24 protein-coding genes and 1 pseudogene are annotated in these 23,783 nt (G+C 61.0%); 11 read left to right on the forward strand and 14 right to left on the reverse strand.

Going from position 1 to position 23,783, the window contains the following annotated elements; translation table 11 throughout:
* Together AC1Q6V_RS07735 and AC1Q6V_RS07740 are read left to right on the forward strand one after the other, a co-directional pair.
* Nucleotides 1–528, forward strand: a 528-nt coding sequence (locus AC1Q6V_RS07735; RefSeq protein ID WP_492316305.1) for a potassium transporter TrkG, incomplete at its 5' end; no start/stop codon positions are given.
* Complete coding sequence (locus AC1Q6V_RS07740; RefSeq protein ID WP_454751330.1) at nucleotides 521–1,216, forward strand: potassium channel family protein; 696 nt, start codon at nucleotides 521–523, stop codon at nucleotides 1,214–1,216. The genes AC1Q6V_RS07735 and AC1Q6V_RS07740, both read left to right, overlap by 8 nt.
* 199 nt (nucleotides 1,217–1,415) lie before the next feature.
* On the opposite strand, the gene nhaA is transcribed toward AC1Q6V_RS07740, so the two are convergent.
* The 3 genes from nhaA to AC1Q6V_RS07755 form a co-directional block, all read right to left on the reverse strand.
* Nucleotides 1,416–2,828, reverse strand: coding sequence for a Na+/H+ antiporter NhaA (nhaA, locus tag AC1Q6V_RS07745; protein ID WP_052181700.1), 1,413 nt, complete (start codon nucleotides 2,826–2,828; stop codon nucleotides 1,416–1,418).
* A 216-nt stretch (nucleotides 2,829–3,044) separates the two neighbouring features.
* Entirely contained in the window at nucleotides 3,045–3,485 is a 441-nt protein-coding gene (locus tag AC1Q6V_RS07750) for a universal stress protein (protein WP_010812563.1), read from the reverse strand.
* Nucleotides 3,486–4,109: 624 nt separating this feature from the next.
* Entirely contained in the window at nucleotides 4,110–4,349 is a 240-nt protein-coding gene (locus tag AC1Q6V_RS07755) for an SDR family oxidoreductase (protein ID WP_454751378.1), read from the reverse strand.
* Here AC1Q6V_RS07755 and AC1Q6V_RS07760 point away from each other — a divergent pair.
* The gene (locus tag AC1Q6V_RS07760) at nucleotides 4,318–5,181 is read left to right on the forward strand and encodes a substrate binding domain-containing protein (protein WP_492344485.1); all 864 of its coding nucleotides are present in this window, start codon (nucleotides 4,318–4,320) and stop codon (nucleotides 5,179–5,181) included. The two genes, AC1Q6V_RS07755 and AC1Q6V_RS07760, sit on opposite strands and share 32 nt — an antisense overlap.
* A gap of 790 nt (nucleotides 5,182–5,971) precedes the next feature.
* On the opposite strand, the gene AC1Q6V_RS07765 is transcribed toward AC1Q6V_RS07760, so the two are convergent.
* The 7 genes from AC1Q6V_RS07765 to AC1Q6V_RS07795 all read right to left on the reverse strand — a co-directional run bounded on the left by AC1Q6V_RS07765 (nucleotide 5,972) and on the right by AC1Q6V_RS07795 (nucleotide 12,561).
* Nucleotides 5,972–6,355 (reverse strand): c-type cytochrome, encoded by a 384-nt coding sequence (locus tag AC1Q6V_RS07765; protein WP_010812567.1) that lies wholly within the window; start codon nucleotides 6,353–6,355, stop codon nucleotides 5,972–5,974.
* A 254-nt stretch (nucleotides 6,356–6,609) separates the two neighbouring features.
* Entirely contained in the window at nucleotides 6,610–7,164 is a 555-nt protein-coding gene (locus AC1Q6V_RS07770; protein WP_081645169.1) for a RidA family protein, read from the reverse strand.
* A 235-nt stretch (nucleotides 7,165–7,399) separates the two neighbouring features.
* The gene (locus AC1Q6V_RS07775; RefSeq protein WP_041687964.1) at nucleotides 7,400–8,863 is read right to left on the reverse strand and encodes an amidohydrolase family protein; all 1,464 of its coding nucleotides are present in this window, start codon (nucleotides 8,861–8,863) and stop codon (nucleotides 7,400–7,402) included.
* A 43-nt stretch (nucleotides 8,864–8,906) separates the two neighbouring features.
* Entirely contained in the window at nucleotides 8,907–9,662 is a 756-nt protein-coding gene (locus tag AC1Q6V_RS07780) for a sulfite exporter TauE/SafE family protein (protein ID WP_454751332.1), read from the reverse strand.
* Nucleotides 9,659–10,909 carry an MFS transporter gene (locus AC1Q6V_RS07785; protein ID WP_010812571.1) on the reverse strand — a complete coding sequence of 417 codons (1,251 nt, stop codon included), beginning with the start codon at nucleotides 10,907–10,909 and terminating at the stop codon, nucleotides 9,659–9,661. Before AC1Q6V_RS07785 ends, AC1Q6V_RS07780 begins: the two co-directional genes overlap by 4 nt.
* Nucleotides 10,910–10,971: 62 nt before the next feature.
* Entirely contained in the window at nucleotides 10,972–11,850 is an 879-nt protein-coding gene (locus tag AC1Q6V_RS07790; RefSeq protein ID WP_010812572.1) for a polysaccharide deacetylase family protein, read from the reverse strand.
* A gap of 24 nt (nucleotides 11,851–11,874) precedes the next feature.
* Entirely contained in the window at nucleotides 11,875–12,561 is a 687-nt protein-coding gene (locus AC1Q6V_RS07795; RefSeq protein ID WP_439669657.1) for a fumarylacetoacetate hydrolase family protein, read from the reverse strand.
* A 154-nt stretch (nucleotides 12,562–12,715) separates the two neighbouring features.
* On the opposite strand from AC1Q6V_RS07795, the gene AC1Q6V_RS07800 reads away from it, so the two are divergent.
* On the forward strand, nucleotides 12,716–13,699 hold the full coding sequence (locus tag AC1Q6V_RS07800) for a helix-turn-helix transcriptional regulator (protein ID WP_051398552.1): 984 nt from the start codon (nucleotides 12,716–12,718) through the stop codon (nucleotides 13,697–13,699).
* A 143-nt stretch (nucleotides 13,700–13,842) separates the two neighbouring features.
* Here the strand turns inward: AC1Q6V_RS07800 and AC1Q6V_RS07805 are convergent, their stop codons facing one another.
* Nucleotides 13,843–14,238, reverse strand: a complete 396-nt coding sequence (locus tag AC1Q6V_RS07805; protein ID WP_011616585.1) for a GFA family protein — start codon at nucleotides 14,236–14,238, stop codon at nucleotides 13,843–13,845.
* Nucleotides 14,239–14,357: 119 nt separating this feature from the next.
* Here AC1Q6V_RS07805 and AC1Q6V_RS07810 point away from each other — a divergent pair, with 119 nt between their 5' ends.
* The gene (locus AC1Q6V_RS07810; protein WP_454751333.1) at nucleotides 14,358–15,266 is read left to right on the forward strand and encodes a LysR family transcriptional regulator; all 909 of its coding nucleotides are present in this window, start codon (nucleotides 14,358–14,360) and stop codon (nucleotides 15,264–15,266) included.
* Nucleotides 15,267–15,511: 245 nt separating this feature from the next.
* Here AC1Q6V_RS07810 and AC1Q6V_RS07815 read toward each other — a convergent pair whose 3' ends face one another.
* Nucleotides 15,512–15,910, reverse strand: a complete 399-nt coding sequence (locus tag AC1Q6V_RS07815) for a VOC family protein (protein ID WP_010812577.1) — start codon at nucleotides 15,908–15,910, stop codon at nucleotides 15,512–15,514.
* A gap of 23 nt (nucleotides 15,911–15,933) precedes the next feature.
* Between AC1Q6V_RS07815 and AC1Q6V_RS07820 the strand changes: the two are divergent.
* Nucleotides 15,934–16,203: pseudogene (locus AC1Q6V_RS07820) on the forward strand (hypothetical protein); the annotation flags it as partial.
* A 79-nt stretch (nucleotides 16,204–16,282) separates the two neighbouring features.
* On the opposite strand, the gene AC1Q6V_RS07825 reads toward AC1Q6V_RS07820, so the two are convergent.
* Complete coding sequence (locus AC1Q6V_RS07825; RefSeq protein WP_011616511.1) at nucleotides 16,283–17,053, reverse strand: IclR family transcriptional regulator; 771 nt, start codon at nucleotides 17,051–17,053, stop codon at nucleotides 16,283–16,285.
* A 97-nt stretch (nucleotides 17,054–17,150) separates the two neighbouring features.
* Between AC1Q6V_RS07825 and AC1Q6V_RS07830 the strand changes: the two genes are divergently transcribed.
* The 5 genes from AC1Q6V_RS07830 (at nucleotide 17,151) to AC1Q6V_RS07850 (ending at nucleotide 21,780) form a co-directional block, all read left to right on the forward strand.
* Entirely contained in the window at nucleotides 17,151–18,131 is a 981-nt protein-coding gene (locus tag AC1Q6V_RS07830; protein ID WP_010812579.1) for a Bug family tripartite tricarboxylate transporter substrate binding protein, read from the forward strand.
* Between the two features lie 42 nt (nucleotides 18,132–18,173).
* Entirely contained in the window at nucleotides 18,174–18,857 is a 684-nt protein-coding gene (locus tag AC1Q6V_RS07835) for an RraA family protein (RefSeq protein WP_010812580.1), read from the forward strand.
* Complete coding sequence (locus tag AC1Q6V_RS07840; RefSeq protein WP_454751334.1) at nucleotides 18,854–19,789, forward strand: NAD(P)-dependent oxidoreductase; 936 nt, start codon at nucleotides 18,854–18,856, stop codon at nucleotides 19,787–19,789. Before AC1Q6V_RS07835 ends, AC1Q6V_RS07840 begins: the two co-directional genes overlap by 4 nt.
* A gap of 89 nt (nucleotides 19,790–19,878) precedes the next feature.
* Nucleotides 19,879–20,844, forward strand: coding sequence for a Bug family tripartite tricarboxylate transporter substrate binding protein (locus AC1Q6V_RS07845; RefSeq protein WP_011616507.1), 966 nt, complete (start codon nucleotides 19,879–19,881; stop codon nucleotides 20,842–20,844).
* Nucleotides 20,845–20,856: 12 nt separating this feature from the next.
* A complete protein-coding gene (locus AC1Q6V_RS07850; protein WP_454751335.1) occupies nucleotides 20,857–21,780 on the forward strand; it encodes an SMP-30/gluconolactonase/LRE family protein in 924 nt (307 codons plus the stop codon).
* Between the two features lie 102 nt (nucleotides 21,781–21,882).
* Here the strand turns inward: AC1Q6V_RS07850 and AC1Q6V_RS07855 are convergent, their stop codons facing one another.
* A complete protein-coding gene (locus AC1Q6V_RS07855; protein ID WP_439669655.1) occupies nucleotides 21,883–23,151 on the reverse strand; it encodes a patatin-like phospholipase family protein in 1,269 nt (422 codons plus the stop codon).
* Between the last annotated feature and the right edge of the window lie 632 nt (nucleotides 23,152–23,783).

Consider the following 23,783-nt stretch of genomic DNA (forward strand, 5'->3'; position numbering starts at 1 on the left):
CGCAACTCCAAGATAACAGTGGTGGGCTTGTTGGCCCTTTTTGTTTCTAAACGGTCACGCAGATCGGCGATGAACCATTTTTTCTTGATGTTCGTTGGCGGAGGTAGCGCCAGTACCGCCGGCGGAGTCAAGGTTGGCACCATTGCAATACTCGCATTGCTGGTGCTCGCTGAGATCCGCGGTCGTGGCGACACTGAGGCGTTCGGGCGGCGCGTTAGCAACTCGGCACATAGGCAGGCGATCACCGTGCTGGCACTGGGAAGCGCCCTAATTACGGCGGGAACACTCACCATTCTATTCGTTACCGAGTTGCCGACTGATCAGGTCATCTTTGAAGTCATTTCAGCTTTCGGTACAGTTGGCTTGTCGACTGGCATCACAGCGGACCTTCCGGCTTCCGCTCAGCTTACGCTGACCGCGCTCATGTACGCAGGCCGGGTCGGCACCATTACGCTCGCCGTATCGTTGGCGATGGGCGAGCATCGCACGCCATACCGCTACCCTGAGGAGCACCCAATTGTTGGCTAGGTTATTTACCGAGCAATTCTCTTTCTCTGCAGGAGACAGCGTCGTTGTGATCGGGCTCGGACGTTTCGGCAGCTCAGTTGCGCAATCGCTAATCCGCCTCGGCCACGATGTCATGGGGATCGACAAGGATGCCGATCTTGTGCAGCGCTGGTCAAATGCGTTGACCTACGCAGTCCAAGCTGACTCGACTGATGTGGCTGTGATGCGCCAACTCGGCGTGGCGGATTTCTCTCACGCCATAGTCGCGATCGGCACAGACATGTCGTCCAGCCTGATGACTTTGATGTCACTGACCGAACTTGAGATCAAGGATATCTGGGTCAAGGCCTTTACCCCTGAGCATGGTCAGATCGCGCAACGCATCGGTGCGCACCATGTGGTTTATCCAGAAGCGGACATGGGTGCACGAGTTGCACATTTGATCACCGGTCGCATGATCGATTTCATCGAATTCGACGATGGCTTTGCCATCGCTAGGATCCATGCGCCAACTTCAACCCACAATAAGGCGCTGTTGGTGTCCAGGGTGCGCGAGAAATTCGGCGTTACCGTGGTGGGCATCAAGCGTCCCAACGAAGAGTTTGAACATGCGACAGCAACCACCACGATCCAGCCGGGAGACTTGCTGGTCGTCTCTGGGCCGACTAGCAAGATCGAACGATTCGCTGGCAGTACGGAAAAACAATAGCGGTGCGCACTTGTCATGGCTTGGACTGGTGGCTGATAGGCGCCCATGATTTGGTCCACCCCAACATCACCATACCAGTAGTAGCAGGCTCGCTTGCGCCGCGAGCGCGTCTTACCGTAACGGGCGAATCAACTCCCTGCCTGTCCTAGCGGACATCGATTCTGTAGCAACTTCCCACGCCGATGCACGCGTAGCCCCTTCAGTCGGACGCCGCCGCAGTAGATTCGTCGGCTCGTTCCATGCTCGGTCTTCGGCCCCTGGCATAAATGAAACCCCAGGTCAGCCCTATGGTGGCAGCTATCGCCGATGCCAAGAGCACGCCAAGCTTGGCAGCCCCAAGTAGGTTGACATCCTCGAACGCAAGCGTGGCGATGAATATCGACATCGTGAAGCCGATGCCGGCCAGTAGTCCAACCAGGCATACGCCGCGCCAGGTCACGTCGGGCGGCAACTGGCACCAGCCCAGGCGTACGGCCAGCCAGCTGACCGACACGATGCCGAGAGGTTTGCCTACGACCAGTGCAAGGACAACACCAAACATCGCGCCTAGCGATCCGCCGCTAGTGAGATCGACGCCATCAATGCTCACTCCGGCATTTGCCAAGGCAAAGAGCGGCATGACAAGGTAGGCGACCCAAGGGTGAAGCGCCATCTGTACACGGATCACGGGCGGTAGTAGCTCCCGCTGGGCGTGACGCAGTTGCTTAAGCGGTGCCGCGATGTGTTCTGGTTTAGGTGTCCGAGCGGTCGCGCGAGCGCGCAGATCAAGGAGCGCACGCATGGCCACATCCAAAGGCCGTTCTCGCGTGCGACCGGGCAGTACCGGCGTCATCATGCCAAGCACGACGCCAGCGAGCGTCGGGTGGGCACCGGTCTTCAGCATTCCCAGCCACAGAATGGCCCCCGGTACGACGTAAGCATAGGCGGTTCCGACGCCGATCCATTGCAGCCCCAGGACCATTAGAATACCTGTACCTGCAACAAGAAGCCCCCCATAGTCCAACCCGCCCGAGAAGGCCACTGCGATAATCAGGACCGCGACAATGTCGTCGATGATCGCCAGCGCGAGCAGGAACACTCGAACGTTGCCGGGTATGGATTTGCCGAGTAACGCGAGCACCCCGACGGCGAACGCGATGTCAGTAGCGGTTGGCACCGCCCAACCCTGGCGCTGGGGCATCTCTGTGTTTATCGCGAGGTAGATCAACGCGGGGACGATCACGCCACCAAGCGCCGCAGCCATTGGCAGGGCCGAAAGGCGCACGTTCGCCAGCGCTCCCTCATGGATTTCGCGCCGGATTTCCATCCCAACGACGAGAAAGAAGATGGTCATCAGGGCGTCGTTGATCCAAAAATGCAGGGATTGCGATACCAGATGGCTACCTATCCCGAATGAGAGCGGGGTATGCCATAGGGCGTGGTAGCTGTGGGAAGCGGGGGAATTCGCCCAAAGTAGCGCGATCCCGGCGGCGGCGAGCAGGACAATGCCGCTGACGGCCTCGATATGAAGAAAATGTTCGAGCGCCGAGAATGCCTTCTCGGCTAAAACTTGAGCACGCGGCAATGGTTGCCGTGGTGGGGGCGGTGGGGGCGGGAGTCGGTCCACAGTCATAGAGCATTTGCGTTGGCGGCCCGACCAACGCATTAACCTGTCTCACTGCGACGTGCAGCGTAGACACCCTATCGGCGATTGTACATGAGCTGCCGACAAGCGACGGCACGACAACATGCGGTCTGTGACGGCAGCCGTCCCCCTGCGCTAGCAGCGGAACCCGCAGACATGCACTGCTGCAGACTCACCTCTATCGCGTGTCACCGTGGCCGCACTTCAGTCATGGCCATGGTGCTTAGGCACCAGCAAGACCGGAACGGGAGAGGAAGCTAACACGCGCGCTGCCACCGACCCGAGGACGGCCGACAGGAAAGCGCCCCGGCCGTGCGTGCCCATGACGATGACGTCGGCTCGGCACGCTAGCACCACGTCTACGATTCGTGGCGCTGGCTCACCAATGCAAGCATGTTCGGTCACCGCACAGTGAGCCGCCTTCAGTAATGGGCGAATTGCCTGGAATGCGTTATCTGCGGCCTCGTTTGCCCACTGATCGATCTGGGGCTTCGAGAAATATGCCTGCGCCCTGCCGCTGATATCGGGAAACGCGTGCACTAGGTGCACTTCCAGCGGGCGCTCAAAGAGACCGGGAGAAACCAGTCTTCTCGCGGCTCTAATGCTGTATGGCGAGCCGTCGCTCGGTAGCACGACAATGGTCATCCCGGCCTCCTATAGCAACGATTCAAGCTTACGTAAGCTCTTCCGCCTGTGATTGATTCACGTCAAAGCAGCACGCTCTCAAACCTGTAACCAGGCAGAACCCGGTGTACCACCCGCGCCGGAGTACGTCGCACACGTACCTGAATGTTACCCCCGGCATGGCCCGACTCCTTGCTGTCGATGGAGCGGTCTCCGATCGCTTCGTGCTAGGCACTATCAGCCGCCGTCCGACAATAGAAAAGCTGTCGACAATGTTGACGAGGGCTTCAAGAATGGGTGGGCAATCGCGGCGACGTCCGAAACAATGCTCGCAAACAACGCGAGGTTATCGAAGCCTACTTATTGGTGGTATCGCGTCGGTGCAACGTTCGAAGCACTCAGGACTCCTAAAGCGGTAAGTAGAGGATCAGCCGCAGATGGCGGCTCTTTCGTGCGCCGCAATTAGCCTGGTTCGGTGCTCATGGAGCCAGCAGGAAGAAAGTCATGAGTTCGCGCGACGTCCGGGCCCGGCACGTCAGCCAGTAGCGACAAGAAGATCGTTGAAGAGCGCCGGCCGGCGTGAGGCTAGGTCAATGTCGTCCCCGGCCAAACGGAACCTGGCCGTTGGCTGCCGGCAAGGCCGGCTCAAACCAGGCGCTGGCCGCCGTCGATGTGCAGCGTCTCGCCGTTCATGAAGTCGTTCTGGATCAGGAACATGACGGCGGCGGCAGCCTGTTGCATAGGAACGATCTTCTTCAGCGGCAGCCGTGCGCTGAGCTCCGTGACATAGCCGCCGCGGGCGTCGCCGAGCGTGCGGCCCAACAGCGGGGTGGCGGTGGTGCCGGGTGAAAGCGTGTTGAAGCAGCTCGGGATCCCGCTGTTCATCCGCACAACGAGGTCGTTGCGCCTGACCCACGAGGGCGAGGGGTTGCGCGAGCGCGCGATGCGCCTGTTGCACGAAGCGGAGGAAATACAGCAGGCCGCGATTTCCACTAGAAACGGTCCTTCCGGGATAATCCGCGTGGCGGCGCCGTATCCGATCGGCGTGCATGTGCTGGCACCGGCGCTGGTGCTATTTCGCGCGCGGCATCCCGCCCTCGCGGTCGACCTGCGCATCCGCGACCAGATGGCCGACCTCGTTGCCGAGGGCATCGATATCGCCATCCGCGTAGGCGATCTCCCGAATTCCCGCCTGATCTCGCGCCATCTGGCGCCGCACCGGATCTGCGCGTTTGCCGCGCCCGCGTACCTGGCTCGGAAAGGCACGCCCACGCGCCCGGAGGAGCTGGATCGGCATGACTGCGTGAAATTCCGCTTCCAGAGTTCGGGCCAGGCGTTGCGCTGGCCGTCTTCCGTGGATGGGGAGCTGGTCGAGATTGCTCCGGATGCGGGCATCGTCGCGGATGTAAGCGACGTGGTGGCGTCGATCGTCATCGCCGGCGGCGGGATCGGCATCATGCCGACCTATCTGGCGGCGACGCATGTGATGCGAGGGGAGCTGGTCCCGGTCATGCCGCGGTTAGCGGTCCCTCGCGCGAACATTACCGCGCTATGGCCCGAGAGCCGGCGCGCAAGCCCCAACGTGCGGGCATTCCTCGACTTGCTGGATGAGGTATTTACCGCGCCGCCAAGATGGGATGCGCTGATCGACGGCTTCGGGGGGGGACGAGGGAAACGGCTGATGGTAACCCCGCCGGGCTACTTGAGTCTGTACTAAAGGCAGATAGCAGCGCGCCGCGCTCTTCATCAGATGCGAGGCGCACCGCATTTGCCGGATCGGCCGAGGTCAGCCACGCCAGCGCGACACGACGCGCCGGCTCCTCGCCGGGGTGCGGCGTCGACGGGCCAGGCCGATTCCCGCTGCATGCTGCCCAGGGCCCGGTGATGGAAACGGATCGACGCAAGTGAGATGGCTGAGCACTGCAAGACTGGCCATGTTAAGGCGTGGCATAAGGTCGTACCGCCAGCATGTTTTCAAAAGTCGGCACGGGCGTGCGTTCTGTGCACCGCCTGGTCTCTTCGTTGAAGTTGGCCCGTGAAGCAGTGAACCTGTCCTGAGACAGCAACGTCGTGTCGAAGGTAGGGCAGGAGGCACGGTCTACGATCACAGTCATCCACCAACCTGCGCGGTCGTCCGGGTCCGGCCAGTGGACTAAACCGCTCGCGCGGTAGCCCTCCGGCCATTGCACAAAGTGACTGAACCGCCTGTGCTGTTCCCTATGTTGAGAATCGAGGCAATTTGCCTCGATTCTCGACAGGAGCACAGCCATGTCAATCCCGACGCCTACCATCAGCCCGCCGCGCCAGCGCATGATCGAGGACATGCGGATGCGCAAGCTCCATAGTTGAACTGCCTACGAACCGGCGCAGACAACGGTTCAAATCCAGAGCAGTCACTTAGAATCTGGCCGCCCTTCACGCCAGACTAATGTCGTCTGGCTAACGGCCGGACACAAGGAAAAGTGGCCGCGATCACCGAACTTCCGTATCGTCTTCTTGCCTCACGATCACCGGCTATTTGAAATCACACCACTCATGTATTTATTTAAATCTCGAAAATCTTGAACAGTCCAAGAGTGCGGCGCCAGCCTTACACCATTCTCTTGCAAAGTTCTTGGAATCAAGTCTCCATTTGGACGAAGTATCACCGATGAAACAATAACACCAGGATAATCATTGAGTCGTCTTTTGAAAGCGGCGGTTGTCAGATCAGGTGTGGGAGGAATGCTTTTCTTGGCCAATGGCCCTGTCCCTTTGAGGTCTGCTCCATGGCATATGGCACATCTCTGCGTAAAGAGATTTTTCCCATTAAAATTTTGCGCACAGGATAGTGATGTTTGAGTTAGCACCACAACTCCTAGCGAAGCGATGCATAATGCTCTTACTTTCATTTGGCCTTATTGTATAAATCAGATCATAATCGAGAGCAAATACCGGGGAGCACCACTGCAACACATGAGGGCCACGACACGCGACAGCTCGTCGGGCCGCCAAGCCGATCCCTGGGCAACCCGCCTCGCAGGCGGCGGCTCGGCGCACTCAGTCATGTTCCAGCGAGAGTTAGGTGCGCTGTCCCACTACCTGCGCCCGGCCACGCGAGCTCCGCCCTCCCGGTTGCGGCACACCGCTAGTTAGCCTATGTCTTCTACTGTGGCCGCCGCGACGGCACACGGCTCGCCATGACGGTGACTTCGACTAGCCATCCCGGCGGCACCAGCCGCAAGACTTCGGCTCGCGTGCGCACCGGCACGTTGGGCTGCTTGTCTGTTCCGAAGTATTGCTTATAGGCGCTCGAGAAGCCGGTGAAGTCTGGCTCGCCCGTGGCCGGGTCTGCCACAATCAACGCCTGCATGGAGACGATGTCGCCCATGCGATAGCCGCGATCCTGGAGGATGCGCTCGATCTGGCCAAGCACGCTGCGAGTCTGGGTTGCGGTGTCGCCATAGGAGGCCGCGGTATCGGGCAGCGCCGAGGCATTCGCCACCGTGGGCCCCACGCCGCTGAGCACAAGCAGCTGCGCATTGGCGGGAATCTCGATCACCTCCGCGAACTCACGCGCCCACGGTTCGGTCATGTGCGCCGGGTTGCGATGCCTGACGATCTGCTCGGCGGCGTTGGCATTGGCGATGCAGAGCGCCGGCACAACGAGGGTGGCAAGGGCCGCGATAGAACTACATGATAGCAAGCGTGCTGTGCGCATGGGCAGGGCCTGGGAAGTAAAGGATGAAGGTCCGGACAACGCGGCGTTGCCTTGCCGGACCGTACAAAACGAAGAACGCATATGCGAAGAACGTGCTCGCGTTCGTCTCGACTAAATCGAGTGGTCGCCCCTTGGGCGGACAAATAACTCCCGCTGCCTGGTCCACGGAGGGAGTTCGGTGTGCATTTCATCTCGAACAGAAGGCGGCGTTCGTCCCACTCACTCTTTAGACTACTCATAACTTCATCATCTCATCAGCCGCATTGAGAATCCGATTGGAGGACTGCTGAGCACCGCGAACAATGCTGTCCACGTTGTAGGCTAGCAAGCGACCGCTTCTCTTTATTATTCGGCCATCGACTAACACCGTGTCGACGTTGCTGGCGCTGCCGCTCTGCACAATCGCCGTTTCGATATTGCCTATTGGCCAGATGTTCAGATCCTTGGCCCGCACCAGAATGATGTCTGCGCGCTTGCCTTCAGTGATCGATCCAGTGATGTCGCCGATCCCCATCGCGATGGCTCCATTGATCGTCGCCATCTCGATCACCTCTTGCACGCTGACCGCCCTTGCCCGCTCGCTGGGGGTGCCAACCCAGGGCACCCCGAGGTTCCAGGTGAAACGCATCATTTCGAACATGTCCGGTGGGGCAATGGACGTCGCGTCGCTCGACAATGAGATAGTCAGCCCCGCGGCACGCATCGCGAACAGCGCAGCCCGGGCATCGCCCGTGCTGCTGAGCCGGAGTTCGGAATGTGTCGCAAAGGAGAGCGGTGTCTTCGTGCGCGCCATCGCCATCAAGTCCTCGGTCGTCGCCGGGACGTAATGCGCGATCATAAAATCGGGGCCGAGGTAACCGCGCCTCTCGTAGTCGACAGCATCGACATTGTTGGGCGACTCCTGCGGCGCGTGGATCGCTACGGGAAGCCCACTCTTCTTGACGAACTTCATTTCCTCGTGAAAGACAGCATCGGTGCTCTGTTGCGGACCACGCAGATTCAGTCCCAGGTGCACCAAACCTTCGAATGGGGAGTTTGCACCGAACCATTTGCGCTGGACGCGCGCAAGGTCGCCGAACCTGTTCACCTCGTCTACCGGGAGCTTGTCAATGTGGCCGTACGAGTAACGGGCCCTCAGCAGAGAGTGCTGGTGCGCGCGAAGTTCGGCATCCGCATGGGCCGCGGAGCGGGTGTTATGCGACCAGTTGTGCACGGTAGTGGTCCCGCCGTTCGCTAGTTCGGCGCACGCAAGGAGCACGCTGTTGTAGAAGTCCTCCGGCGTGTACAAGGCGGATGTGGCGCTCTTGGCCGGGTAGTAGGAGAAGCCGCCGTTCCGCGCGGTGAAGCTGCGTCCGATCGCGCTCCACATATGGTAGTGAGAGTTGACGAAGCCGGGCATGACGATCATGTCCGCGGCATCGATCGTCTGCGCGCCGGCCGTGCTCAGACCCCGACCGATCTTCTCGATCACGCCGTTTCGAATCAAGATGTCGGCGCGTGGCATGACGCCATTCTTCCGGTCGACCGTGATGACCATGCCGTTCTTGATCAGGTAGGTGCCTCGACGGGCTCCGGACGCCGCGGATGGCATGCCGCCTCCCGCCGAAGCCGATGCCGAAGCGACAAGCGAGGGGATCCCGGTTGCCGCGACCATCATTGCGCCGGCGACCTTGGCGAATTCTCTTCTGGTTGTTCTCATGTTCCTTTCCGATGCGATTTGGATTGCAGGAAGACGGTTGTGGTCAACTCGTCTCGAGAAAGAATGCTGCGGTCATTGCCAGCCCTGTCAGGACGACGAAGCCACGCACCAGGGCCGGTTTAAGTCGCCGAGCCGTGACGCCGCCGAAATACCCGCCGGCTGTGGCGCCGCTCGCCATCCATAGTGCATGCGTCCAGGCGATGGCGCCGCTGGCCGCATAAATGACGACAGCTATCAGCGTCAGGATCACGGAGACGAAGTTCTTGATGCCGTTCATCCGGCTCATGTCGGTGTGCCCGAGCGCAGCGAGAACCGCCAGCAGCAAGATGCCGAGACCGCCGTTGAAATAGCCACCGTAGATCGCGACCGCAGCGATGCAGATGTCCGTGATCCATTCACTGGGGGACTGCGATGCGACGGCTCCTTTGCGCAGAAGCCTTGGCCCACAGGCAAAGAGAAGGGTCGCGGCCAACAGCAACCATGGCACAATGCGCCCGAAGTCGCTGTTCGAGGTCGACAGCAGCAACGTGGCGCCTGCCGCACCGCCCAGCACCGACAGCACGCTTAGCCGAAGAAGCGAGGGTGCCATCGGCCCCGACAGATCCTTGCGCTGTGCCCAGGCACCCGCCATATAGCCAGGCAGGAGCGCGGCGGTCCCGGTGGCGTTGGCAGATACCGGCGGCACGCCGACCATCGCCAAGGCCGGCAGTGTCAGGAAACTACCGCCGCCTGCCACCGCATTCAGCGTCCCGGCGAAAGTCGCAGCGCCACCGAGCAGCACCCATTCGGCCGGCGTCATGGCTTACGCACAGGCAAGGACATCCGGTCGGTCCGCAGTAGCACGGTGAGTACTATTCCGAAGACCGATAGCAAGGTGATCTGCGCAAAGCCGGCGGTGCTCCAGCCAAAGCGCGCCGCGATGCCGCCGATGATGTAGCCCGCGAAAGCGCCCGCGCCGTAGAGCGTCGTGACAAAGACACCGGTGGCCCGATTCGTGAGCGAAGAGCGCACGGACTTGATATGGTAGCCGGCCAGGTTCACGTACAGCACGCCACTTACCACCAGCCCCCACACGAATGACAGCACCGATTGGACCAACATGCCCGTCGGCCCCGAGAACAGAAGGAAGCCGAGCAGCCCGGTCCCCGCAAAGCTCAGCGACAACACAAGCTTGGGGTGGAAGCGGTCGCCAAGCCAGCCGCCAAAGATGGAGGCGAACACGCCGCACCCGAAGATACTCATGACGCGACCAGTGTCCGACGGCGTGTAGTGCAGATGCTCGCGCAGGAACGTGGGGTACATGCCGAGGTAGCCATAGATGCACAACCCGCCAATGATGCTCATCACAGTCAAGAGAGCCGTGTTGCGGTTCCACATCGTGGTTGCACCGCGCGTGTCGATGTGCGTGGCGATCGCGCTGGCCTTTTCGGTCATGCGCTTGCTCACGGTAGCCGCGATCAGCGCCATTGCGACAAATCCGGTCAGGCCGAACACCACCAGCGGCAAGCGCCAGTTTCGCTCAATGCCGATCAGGTGCCCACCGAGCAGCGGTCCCACGATGGCTCCGACACCGAAGGAGAAGTTGATGGCCCCAACGGCCGTCGCGCGGAAGCGAGCGAAATAGCTCGCCGCGATGGCGATCACCACAGTCAGCTGCATCGCTTCGCCGATGCCAGTAGCGGCGCGGTAGAGGATCATGTCGGCAAAGCCGCTCGAGTAGGCAGTCAACAGCGTGCCAAGCGAGAAGATCGCGATGCCAATCTGGAGCACGGCCTTGCGCGACCACCGCGCCAGCAGGTAGCCTGTCGGCACCCCCGCCAGTGCCATGCCGAGCGTAAAGATGGTCGAAAGCAGGCCGGTGTCGGCGAGGCCGAACCCAAACTCCCTTCGCACATCTGCGGCGATCAGCGGAAAGATCTGCCGGTCCATCGCGTTGAGCGCATAGGAGGCAAGCAGCACAAGAAACATGCCGATCTCCAATGCCGTGACGGGCGCATCGCTGCGCACGTCTCCGGTCAGCGGGCCGGCCGAAGTCGAGGAATTCACGTGTTGTCTCCTTCTCGTCAAGCGAGAGATTTGTTCGAGTTTCTGGCGATGTACGGATCCGGCTATGAGGCCGCGCGCGCTGCCTTATACCAATCGAGGATCTGTTCTCCCGTCAGGAAGGCAACGTCGTCGTGTGCCCGAATGTGCGCCAGCGCCTCCCGGAAATAGCGCAGGCGGTGTGGCGCGCCCATGATGTACGGATGCACGACCAGCGCCATCACGCGGGCTGAGTCCTTCGCATCGGCGTAGAGTTGCTCGAACTGGTCGATAGCGCGGTCGCGATACTCGCTGGCCTTGTGATGCTGGATCAGCATCATCGCTACATCGTTGCACTCCTGTGTGTAGGGCACGTTCACGATACAGCCGCCATCTCGCGTCCTCAGTTCCACGGGCTGATCGTCGAGCACCCAGTCGCACACGTACTCGTAGCCTTGCTCCGCGAGGATGTCGGGTGTATTCCAGGTCTCGGTGAGCCCCGGTCCGAGCCAGCCGCGGGGGCGCTTCCCGGTGTAGGCGCGAATGGCCTCGGTGGTCTTTGCGATGTCGACCGCTTCGTCGGGCACCTTCTGCATGTTGCGCTGCCCAAAGCCATGGCCGATGAACTCCCAGTTACGCGCCTTCGCCGCCTTGGCGATAGGCTCGTAGGCATCGATGGCGGCGCCGTTGATGGCGAGCGTTGCATTGATCCCAAGCTCGTCAATGACGTCCAGCATGCGCCAAAAGCCGACGCGGTTGCCGTACTCGTGCCAGGCCCAGTTCGGGATGTCTGGCATCGGCGAACCGCCCGCCGGAGGCGTGAGAACCGTGCGCGGCATGGTCTCGTTGATATCCCATTCCTCAACATTGACGATGACCCAAACGGCCAGGCGCTTGCCAGCCGGCAGCGTCAGGGCGGGACGCTCGGAAATGGCCGAAAATGAGATGCGTTCGAGTGGTTTCATGGCGTGTTTCCTTTGACCCGGGACTCAGACGATCTCGACCTGCAAGGGGTCGAGTCCTTCAATACGGCCGATCAACCTGTCACCGCGCTGCACCGGACCAACGCCTTCTGGCGTGCCGGTAAAGATCAGGTCGCCAGGAAGCAGGCGATACTGCCTGGACAGCTCGCTGACGATTTCATGGACGTTCCAGATCATCTTCTCCAGGACCGAGTGCTGTCGTACGTCACCGTTTACCGCCAGGCTCAGTGCGCCCGAACGGAGATGGCCGACCTTCGCCACGGGATGGATGGGACCGCATGGCGCCGAATGGTCGAATGACTTGCCCAGCTCCCACGGCAGGCCGCGCTTGTTGCATTCGCGTTGGCGGTCCCGCCGCGTCATGTCAAGCCCTGCGGCATAGCCAAAGACATGATCCAGTGCAGTGTCCGGCGGCACGTCCGTCGCTTCACTGCCGATGGCAACGACGAGTTCAAACTCGAACTGAAAGTCATCAGTAAACGTCGGATAGGGGACGCGGCCATCGGTCACAATGGCATCGGCCGGCTTCTGGAAGAAGAATGGGGGGTCGCGTTCGTCACCCTCGCCCATTTCCCGGATATGGGCAAGGTAGTTGCGCCCCACGCAATAGACGCGCCGCACCGGGAAGCGTTGATCGCTGCCAACGATATCAATGAAGGCGGGGGTAACGCTCAGGACCTTGGTCGATTGCACGACGCTGTCCGCACTGGCTCTAGGCATAAGGATTGTCTCTGTGTAAGATTATTGAACGGAGTGGCTAGAGTTTAGAGACGCGGTCGTTCGGCCTCAACGCACAGGCTTGCGAAAAGATGCGCAATCCTTACGATCCTTTGCCCCCCACGTTTCCATGCACCGAGCGAAGCCCTCGAACGACCCGCTGCTGCCCCTCCACCACGACGGCGAGAAGGGTGCTGTCATCCGGAACTACACCATGGCGGCCCGGGCGCAGAGCGCCTACTTTGGCATCCACGATCAGAGCAACTGTCTGCCGAACCCGGTGCCGCACCGTCACGAGTACTTCCAGATTTACGTCAACACACTAGGCGAAACCACTCACTACATTGGGGGCCAGCAGCGGCCCATTCGCCCCGGCACCGTAAGCTTCGTCCTGCCGTTTCTGGTTCACTACATTCCGAACGTAGCGGACGGCAAGTTCCACGTAATCAACATCAGCAAAGAGTATCTGCTACCGTCGCTTAACCTTGATGTCTTCGAGTTGTCGGAAGTGCCGCTCGCGCGCGCGCCAGAGCTTGGTCCCTTCCGCTTTCAGCATTGTCTGGATTTTCAGTTCGATGAACTGGACACCGAGTACCTTCAGGAGCTATGCGAGCGCATGGCGCAAGAATCCCAGCAATCGCCCAGTGACGATACGGCCAGCAACTTGCTGATCCGCAGCCACTTGCTAAACCTGATTGGCATGGTGTGGCGACGCCACGGTGACAAGATTCGTCTTTGCGAGAGCAACGGGATGTTGCTGCAGTCGTACAAGCAGTCCGTGCTGCGCTGCATTCGGTATATCACCCAAAACCTTTCGCGGGAACTGACGTTGGGCGACGCTGCGCAGGCCAGTCACGTATCAGCAACACACCTGGCCCACCTGCTGAAAAGTGAAACCGGAAAGACCTTTCTGGAGATCGTGACTGAAAGGCGGATCGAGCGGGCAAAGACTTTGCTGGCTTTCACATCCGCCTCGGCCGCAGAAATCGGGCAAAGCACGGGATTCGGTGAACCAAATAACTTTGCTAGGCGGTTTCGGCAGATCGTGGGTTCGACACCTTTGGCATATCGACGCCAATTCCAGGACGTGGGCGCGCGAACTTGGGTTGAGTAAGACCACCTGTCAAAAGACATAGCAAAGTGGTGAGCTGAGGGCTAGCCGATGAGACTGGCATTGTTGGGGCTTTCCACTAGTCTTTATTTTAAGCTTCTTATTCGTGATATTTCCCTTGTATGTGTACTGCGTTCCGACTGGCCTCAGTATTCCTTGTGCTGCAGAAGCGTATCGGTGATGTCATACCACGACGCCTTGCTGCCGACAAAAACATGGCGCTCGGCCTTCACGCCGGGATCGCTATCAAGCGTACCGAGCGGGAATCCGATTACATCGGGATTGCTGTCAAATCGCGTCAATATGCTTGAGCCACATTCGCTGCAAAATCCCTTGTGCTCGCCAGGCGAGGACTCGTAAAACTTGACGGTGTTCTGCCCGGATACCCATTCCCAATCCCTAATCGCCACCTTGGCTCTCGTGCGGAAGGCCGAGGCATGAAGCTTTCGGCACATCGAACAATGACAATTCAGGACGTCGGTTAGCGGGCCGTGGATTCGGTATTTGACGTGTCCGCAGAGACAACTGCCGTGCTGGGTCATGGGCTTCTCCAGGAAGTGTTGCGATGAATGCTAAATTGGAGAAGATCGTAGGGTGTGCGGAAATTTTGATAAAGTAGCCGCCCATGAATGGATTCTTCATGATTTACGAATAATCGACGATGGATCAGCTGTTCAGCATGCAGGTGTTCTGCCAGATCGTGGACTCGGGGAGCATGGCGCAGGCAGCCCGGGTCCTCGGACTCGCGCCTGCGACGGTGACCGGCGCACTAGCCCGAATAGAAAAACGGCTTGGCGCGCGCCTGCTCGACCGGACGACGCGTCGCATCGCCGTGACCGAGGCAGGCAGGCTCTGGTACAAACACGCGAAGCGCATCATTGAACAGTCGCATGAAGCGGAAGATGCGGTCCGGCGCCTTGCGTCGGAACCAAGGGGTGAGTTGCGCGTCACATTACCGCTGGGCGTGGCGCTGACTTTTGTATACCCGCATCTGGATGAGTTCACGGCACGCTTCCCGAGAATCAGCCTCGATCTCCAGGTTAGCGACCGGATTGTCGACCTTGTGGCCAACGGCTTCGATCTCGCCCTGCGGGCGGGGCGACCCGGGGATTCCGCTTTCTCGGCTCGATGCCTCAGCACGTACCGCCGCGTAACATGCGCCAGTCCCGGCTATCTGGCATCTCATGGCGCCCCCCGGCATCCGGCCGAACTGGCACGACATCAGTGCCTGATTTACCGCCATGAACCGCATTCCTCATCTTGGCAGTACCAGGTGGACGGCACAACTATGGCAATTCCGGTAGATGGGGCATTTTCGAGTAACGAATCGCATGCGCTGATTGCATGGGCCAAAGCAGGCAAGGGAATCACCCGGCAGCCCGACTGGCTTGTCGAGCAGGACTTGCTCAGCGGCGGCTTGATTCGGCTGCTGGAAGAGTACGACGAGATTGGTGCATCTGAGCAGCCGGGAATATATGCGGTGTTTCCGAAACCTCGCAATCACCCGAGGAAGGTCGAGGCTTTCGTGAAGTTTTTTTCTCAAAAGATCGCCTCAGCATCCCACCAGTAGCGTCACAAACGGGGCGAGGGTCGTGCGCCATAATCGAGTGTCCTGCTGGGATCGCAGGCGCCCATCGTTTCCTTGACCGGACGGATGGCTCGGATGACAACTATCTCAGTCCAGCCGCGTTTGTCGACTTCCTGCGCTGCATGGCATCGACCGGCTTCCGTTGCCCGCGCCAGCGCGTCGACGGCCATCTGAGGTGAGGGCCGCGTCGACAGGCGCAGAGGCAGGTCAGTGCTAAATTGATAACGCTAAACCGACACCAGGTGATGGCAGCATACGCAAAGCTTGTTTCCATCAGCATCTCGGAAGTATGCGCCGTAGTAGTGAGGGTGATACTGGGCTCTTAGGCCAGGAGCGCCTTCGCAATTTGCTCCGTTTGCGAGCGCGCGGGCGTATGCCTGGTCAACGGTCTGCCGATCACGCGCAAGCAATGCCACCATTTGACCATTCCCACCTCGCGCAGCATTGCCGTCATATGGCTTGCCAATAAGGAACAGCGGCCGCGGTGCGTCCGTTGCCATCCACCCTGCCCATGGCGTGTCGCGCTCGCAGAATTTGAGGTTGTGTCCTAGTTCATGCATCAACGCCGAATAAAACTCAAAAGCACGATCGAAGTCGTTAACGCCAAGAAAAATGTGCGAAATCACTTTGCGTCTCACAGGAGGGTGGTGGCGACGAACATTATCACGGTTGTGAGCATGGGATCGCTCCTAGCCTCCCCACGAAGCGTCAGCCTCGCCGGTCCGGTTTCGTCGAGTCGGCCGTCAACCAAGTGGTGAGCAGGCGCTTCGTCAAACGACAGCAGATGGCTTGGCGGCCTCGGCGCGCGCACAACCCGCCACAAATCCGGATGGCCGTGCTCAATGACCAGTTGCGATCGCACGTTGAGCGACGGTATCCATCTATTGCCGCAGAAGAACAACATCGCCTTGCCGCTTGATTAGCCCCAACGCCCGGCTCGCGACTGACAGAGGTCATCTAAGATTTCTATCGGCTCTCCTTGCCCCACATCTGCAATCTCAAGGGTGCCAGGTCGACGGCCTTTCAATTTGCATCGCAGGCCGTTGGCTTCCTGCCATGGCATACGAAAGCTTGTTCGCCGCGTCGACGACTGTCTGTGCCAGCTCCAGCAAACGCTCTTCGCTTAGCCGGGCGGTCGGTCCCGAAATGCACATGGAGCCTAGCAGCCGCCAGTGCAATCCGAAAACCGGTGCCGACACGCTCGAGACTTCGGCCTCGCGCTCGCCGAGCGACAGATGAAATCCACGGCGGCGGATCATTTCATAAAGCTCGCCCGGCTCACCTGAGAACGCCAGGATGACGCGGCCTGGCGAACCGCTGTCCAGCGGCAGGGCCGCCCCGATCCTGACGTGATGCCGGATGGCCTGCGGTCCTTCGACCCGGACGAGGCAGGTTCGCTGTTGTCCCTCCCGGACGTAGAACGAAGCGCTTTCGCCGGTCTTGATCGTCAGCTCCCGCAGCACCGGCTCCACCACTTCCTGAACGTTGAAGGTGGCCTGGTAGCACGCGCCCAGCCACCCGGCTGCGCGGCCGAGCCGCCAGTTGCCGTCTTCCTTCTGCACCAGATAGTTGTCCGCCGCCAGCGTGCGCGCCAGCCGCAGCACGGTGGTCTTGTGGATGCCGGTCCGCCGGCTCAGTTCGGCAAGTGAGAGCTGGGGGTCGTTCACCCCGAACGCCTCGAGTACGCGCAGGGCGCGGGTGACCGCTATGACGCCCCCAGCGCCATCGTCGCCTTTTGAGGCGCCCCTTGGATCACTATTCGCATTCATAGAATGAAACGCGGTGCACGGTATGAAACAGCATTGTATGCCGTGAAACGGTCGACCACAATCCGAAGCACAACGAAACCGAGATTCGGAGACAGTAATGAAGGCAATTTCCCGTCGCTGCATATTCATGCTCGCCGCAGGTCTGGTTCTGGCGTCCGCCACTACCCAGGCCGCGCCGCAATACCCCACCAAGCCCATCCGCGTCATCGTGCCTTTTCCCGCCGGCGGGGGCACGGACATCATTGCGCGCGAGGTGACCAATACGGTGGCCAAGTCGACCGGCTGGGTCTTTGTGGTGGAGAACAAGCCAGGGTCCGGTGGCAACCTCGGGGTGGACGCGGCAGCCAAGGCGCCGGCCGATGGCTACACCATCGTCATGGGGCAGACCAGCAACCTTGCAATCAATCCCTCGCTGTATGAACGGTTGCCGTATGACCCATTGAAGGATCTGGCGCCCATCAGTCTGGTCGCCTCCGCGCCGCTCGTCCTGGTGACGCATGTCAACTCGCCCTACAAGACGATGAAGGACGCGATTCAGGCTGCCAAGGCAAAGCCCGGAGCGATCAATTTCGCATCGCCGGGCAACGGCACGGTGGCGCACCTTGGCGGCGAGCTGCTTCAAGGTACCGCGAAGGTGAAGTTCACCCATGTGCCGTACAAGGGCGCAGCCCAGGCGGTCAACGACCTGATGGGCGGCCAGGTCGATCTCTACATGGCATCCGTGCCAACGTTGCTCGGGCATATCAAGAACAACAGGCTGCGGCCGCTCGCGGTGACGTCGCCGAAGCGTTTGCCAGACCTGCCCCAGGTGCCGACAGTCGCCGAGCTGGGCTATCCCGGCTTTGATACCGCGACCTGGTTCGGCTTCGTCGCGCCTGCCGCGACACCGAAGGACATCGTGGTACGCCTCAATACCGAGTTCAACAAGGCGCTCAAATCCCCGGAGCTCGCCAAGAAGCTGAATGAACAAGGTGCATCGGTGCTGGCCGGCACGCCTGAGGCGTTCAGCGCGCTGATCAAGCAGGACATCGGACGCTGGGCATCGGTCATCAAGACTTCCGGCACGAAGCTGGATTGACGCCCTTATCTACCTATCCATTTCATATTGCTGGAGTCCATCATGACCTTGCCCAACATCATCAAATCGTTTGAGCGCGTGCCCGCCGAGATCGTGGCGCGCGCTGCCAGGTTCCAACCGGCGATCCTCTCCGATGTCGGCGGACGCCGCGGCGCGTTGCATGGCCGGATCAGGGCCTTGCGCCCGACCATGAAAGTCGCCGGGCCCGCCTTCACTGTCGAGGTACGCCCCGGTGACAATCTGATGATCCACGCAGCACTGGCGCTGGCGCAGCCGGGCGATGTTCTGGTCGTCGACGGCAAAGGGGACCAGACCTCTGCGCTGATGGGAACGATCATGATGCATGCCGCTCGCCAGCGCGGCCTTGCTGGTGTCGTCATCGACGGCGCGGTCCGCGACAGCCTCGAGCTGGACGAAATGCAGTTCCCGGTCTTTTCGGTGGGCACGAACCCTAACGGCCCCACCAAGGAAGTTGGCGGGCGTATTGGACACCCCATTTCTGTTGGTGGCGTCACGGTGAACCCTGGCGACTACATCTGCGGCGATGCCGATGGCCTGGTCGTGGTGGAGCGCGAGAAGATCGAAGCCTTGCTCGATGCGGCGGCAAAGAAGGAAGAGGCGGAAGCCAAGCGCATCGCCCAGATCAGGGAAGGCAATACCACCGCGCCCTGGCTGCTGGCATCGCTGGTGACGGCGGGCGTCCTGAAGCAGGGAGAAGCACTGTGACGAAAAAGCAAGTCATTATCGTCACGGGTGCCGACCTCGCGCCGGAAGCCCTCGCGCTGCTGGGTGACTATGAGATCGTATTCGCGGGGAAAACGCCCCAGACCGCCGATATTGCAGCCCTGGCAAAGGAGCACAACCCGGTCGGCATTATCGTGCGCTACGGCAGCTTGACCGCTGAAGTCATGGACGCAGCACCAGCCTTGAAAGTGATTTCGAAACACGGCACCGGAACTGACACCATCGATAAATCCGCTGCGCAGGCGCGCGGCATCAAGGTGGCCGCCGCAGCCGGGGCCAATGCCGCCGCCGTGGCAGAACATGCGTGGGCGCTGATCCTTGCGTGCACCAAAGCGGTTCCACATCTCAACGATCGCATGCGCCAGGGTCATTGGGACAAGGCAACTTATAGGGCCGTCGAGCTGAACGGTTGCACGCTCGGTATTGTGGGGCTCGGAGAGATCGGCCGCCGCGCCGCCGTGATTGGTGTGGCGATGGGCATGCATGTCACCGCTTTCGATCCTTATGCGACGACAGTCCCGGAAGGCGTAACGCTTGTCGACCTGCCTCGGTTGTTCAGGGAATCGGACGTGGTGTCGCTGCACTGCCCGTTGACGGAAGAGAACCGTGGCATGTTGAACCGTGAAACACTGGCGACGTTCAAGGACGGCGCGATCCTGGTCAATACGGCGCGAGGCGGGCTCATCGACGAGCCTGCACTGGCCGAAGCGCTGCAGAGCGGCAAACTGTATGCCGCTGGCCTGGACAGCTTTGCCGTGGAACCGATGCCCGTGCCGCATCCGTTCCGCGACATTCCCAGCCTCATCCTGTCGCCGCACATCGGCGGCGTCAGCAACGCGGCGTACGTGAACATGGGGGTTGGGGCGGCGAAGAACGTCCTGGCGGTGCTGCAAGGCGTGGCGACGCCGGCCTGAACGACGCACGGCTGCATCATCAACTAGAACAGAAGTGTCGCGGGAGGAGCCGACGGACAGTCAGCCCCCCCCAGCACAAGGAGACAAAGGTGTTTTATCGAACCATTGGCTGCCTGGTGGCAGCAACGACGCTGCTTGTCAGCCTGTCCGCTGTGGCGGCGTACCCGGACAAACCGGTCCGCATCATCGTGCCGAATCCTCCCGGCGGCGCCGTCGACGTCGTGACGCGCAAGGTTGCGCAGAAGCTCTCCGTGCAGACGGGGCAGAGCTTCGTCGTGGAGAACAAACCGGGCGCGTCCGGCACGATCGGCACGTCCCTGGTCGTGAACGCACCCGCCGATGGCTACACGCTTCTGGCGAACGACAACTCCTATACCACCCTCCCCTATGTCTTCAAGAAACTGAACTGGGACCATCAGACAGCTCTGATCCCTATCGCGCCGTTCGCATTTTCGCCGGTGGTGCTTGGCGTCAAGGCCGATTCGCGCTTCAAGGACCTGGCCTCCCTCATCAGCTATGCCAAGGCGCATCCCGGAGAAGTGACGTTTGGCACCGGCGGCCCCGGTAGTTCGCCGCATTTTTCTGCCGAGGCGTTCCAACAGGCCGCAGGTATCAAGCTGATGCATGTGCCGTACAAGGGGGCTGGCGAGGCCATGGTCGGGCTGCTGTCCGGTAGCGTGGATCTGCTGGTCGTGTCGACCCCGACCGCGCTGGCGCCGGTCAAGGGTAATCAGATGCGTCTGCTGGGCATCAGTGGCAAGACCAGGGTGGATGTGTTCCCGGGCGTCCCTACGTTCGCTGAAGCTGGTGTACCCAACTTCAGCCTGTTCAACTGGTCAGGCCTTGCCGCGCCAAAGGGCACGCCGAACGATGTCATTACGCGCCTGCAAACGGAAATCCAGAAGGCGCTCCAGGCGCCCGACATGAAGGCATTCCTTGCGCAGATGGGGTCGCAGCCGGGCAACCTGGACAGCCCCGCGTTCGCGCAGCTGATCCAGCGCGAAACCGCGCAATGGGCAACGGTTGCGCAAAAGGCGCATATTGAGAAGCAATAACCAGGAGCGGCGATGTTCCTACTTCAGCAACCGGCCGTACGCGATGCACAGGTGCTCACCCGGCTTCCGGAGTCGTTCCGTCGGCATGACCCTGACAACGCGTGGGCGCACGCCAATCGCGGCGGGGCGACGATCGACTCATTCCTGGAGGGGCCGGTCTGGGCCGATGGCCATCTCTGGGTAACGGACATCCCCTACGGCCGCATTTTCCGTGTTTCGATGCAGGGCGACTGGGAGCTTGTTGCCGAGTATGACGGTGAACCGAATGGCATGAAGCGCCTGGCCAGCGGTGACTTCCTGATCACTGATTATCGCAACGGCCTGGTGCGTCTGGATGCAAAGTCGGGAACCGTCACCCCGTTTCTCGAGCGCAGGAATTCCGAACGCTTCCGGGGCGTCAACGACCTGACCTTCGATTCGCAGAGCAACCTCTACTTCACCGACCAGGGCCAGACCGGCTTGCACGATCCGACGGGCCGCGTCTATCGGCTGACGCCCGACGGCAAGCTGGACGTCCTGCTGGACAACGCACCGAGCCCGAACGGTGTCGTCCTGTCGCCTGACGAGAAGGTGCTGTTCGTCGCGATGACCCGCGGCAACAGCGTATGGCGCGTGCCGTTGCAGGCCGACGGTTCGGTCAGCAAGGTCGGGCAGTTCTTTACCTCTTACGGCCCGAGCGGCCCCGACGGTCTGGCAATGAGATCGGATGGCCATCTGCTGGTGGCCAATCCCGGACTTGGTTATGTCTGGGTGCTCAATCATCGCGCCGAGCCTGTGGAGGTGATTCGTAGCCCGGATGGCACATCGCTGACCAATCTGTGCTTTGGCGGCACCGAGGGCGCCACGCTACTCATGACCGAGTCGACCACCGGGACGATCCTGTGCGCCGACATGTCGGTGGGCGGTGCACCGGTGCATGGAGGGCGGCTGGCGTGAACGGAGTACCGGGCGTTCTCGCCATGCCGGACGCATGCCACCGTCAGAGCGCCGCGGCCGAGCAGCAAGAACGCGGCCTCACCCACGCCGCGTGCCGCGGGACTATCGCGCCTCGGTCGATTCGCGCTCGAACTCGCGGATCACCGGGTTGCCAAGGATGACATCCCTTCCCGCTTCGATCAGGCGATCGACGTCCTTCTCGGGCAGTCGAAGCCTGGTCGGCAGATCGTTCAGGCTTGCAGCTCGCTCCTTGTCGAGGGCCTCAAACGAGATCCGCGTGACGAAGAATTCGACTTCATTGCACCGCCAGCCTGGGCGGCGTGCAGCGATCTCCTGCTGCCGGGAATGCGGCAGCCCACACCGATACGCCACGAGATCATCGCGCCACCGTTGCATCATGGGAACGAAGGCGTCATAGGTCATTCGAACGCTGGTCGCCATTCCCGCGTCGATGGCTGCGCTTGCGACTTCGATTCCGGATGGGCCACCCGGGCTTTGGTTCCAATCTCCGCGCGGGCCCTGACCGGCGTCAACAACGATGAAGAGTAGCCGCCGCACATTGATCGCGTCGTTCTCGCTCATGGGACCGTAAGCCGTGCCCAGCAGCAGGCGCGATTGCAAAATTGTGGCCAGGCCGTAGTTGTCGGTCACCCCGCCGTCTACCAGCTTGATGTACTTTCCCTTCGAAGTGTCCCGGTGACCGCGAACGGCGGTTGCCAACGCGCCAAGCAGCAGCGATTGCCCGGGCCTCTGGGCGTGGTCAAGGTTCGGCAGCGGTGTACTGCAAGCCTCGGGATATTTTTGAAGGACGATCGGTGCAAAGAAGAGCGGGACCGCCATGGATGCGGCGACGGCCTCGGAAACGGGAAAGCTCGCGAGATCACTGCATAGCGCATCGAATGCCAGCTGGCTGAACGGGAACGCGACCCGGTAGTAGACGTTCGTGGCGTTGATCCAGACGAGCGGCTTGCCGCGGCGGAACATGTCGGCGAACGTCGCGCCCTTGAACACGTCTTCGTCGAGCCATGTCCGGAGATCTTCCCGATTGTTGAGGCCTCCCGCGAAGAGGCGCGCAAGGTTGACCGGATTCAGGAGACTGAAGCGAAGTCCCGCCTCTCCGTCCTTCAAGAGCACTGATCGAAAGGTCGCCAGGCTGGCCTTGCCGTGCAGACCGTAGTACGCCGCGGTGATGGAGCCTCCGGACACGCTGCTGATAAATGAGACGTCGTCGAGCAGGGACGCGCCCCCGGGACCTCTCATGGCGTCGAGCCCCTGCAGCGCGCCGAAGGCGAAAGCTGCGGCTCGCGTGCCACCGCCAGAGAACGACATGGCGACGGTTGTCGGGCCAACGACGTCGGTGGGTTCGCGCATGGTCGCGGATGCGCTGCCAGCCGCGGCCTGAGGCAGATTGCGCGGAGCATTGTGAGAAAGCGACCCACAGGCACTGAGTCCCGCAAGCAGAAGCAGCATCAGAGCGTGGCAGGCCCTGCCGCGGGCGTGCCACTCTCTCCCTGCCTCCCCAACTCGCCAAGGCAGGCTGCTCTTGCGGCAAAGAGTCTGGTCATGTCGAAACTTCCACATTGGACTAGGTCAGAAAGGTGCTCGGCGTGGTGGCGGCCCGCGGGAAGGGAAGGTCGAGTTTCGTTGGCGCCAGGATCCGGTGTGTCCGGCTCCCTCGGAATCTTACGGCATCGCCATGGGGCCGCGCGACCCGCAGATGGCGCCTGAGTAGCGTCGGGAGAAAGTCGGAGGGCGGACGAAGATCAATCAGATACTGAATGCTAACTCGACCGGGCTTGCCTGGTTCGCCTGGTGCCGCGCCGCTGGCGGTCATTTTCGATCTCCTCCAAGTTGTCGGAGCCCGCCACGCTCGCGGGCTTCAGGAACCAAACGCCCACCGGAGCCAGGGTCGTACATGTCCCGATTTAATCAAATTTTTTGAATAATACTTACAACTCTGGCTGACTGCCTCCGCACTCTCCTCCGCTATAGTTCGTCACATG

The sequence above is a fragment of the Cupriavidus sp. GW823-FHT07B10 genome (assembly GCF_058794355.1).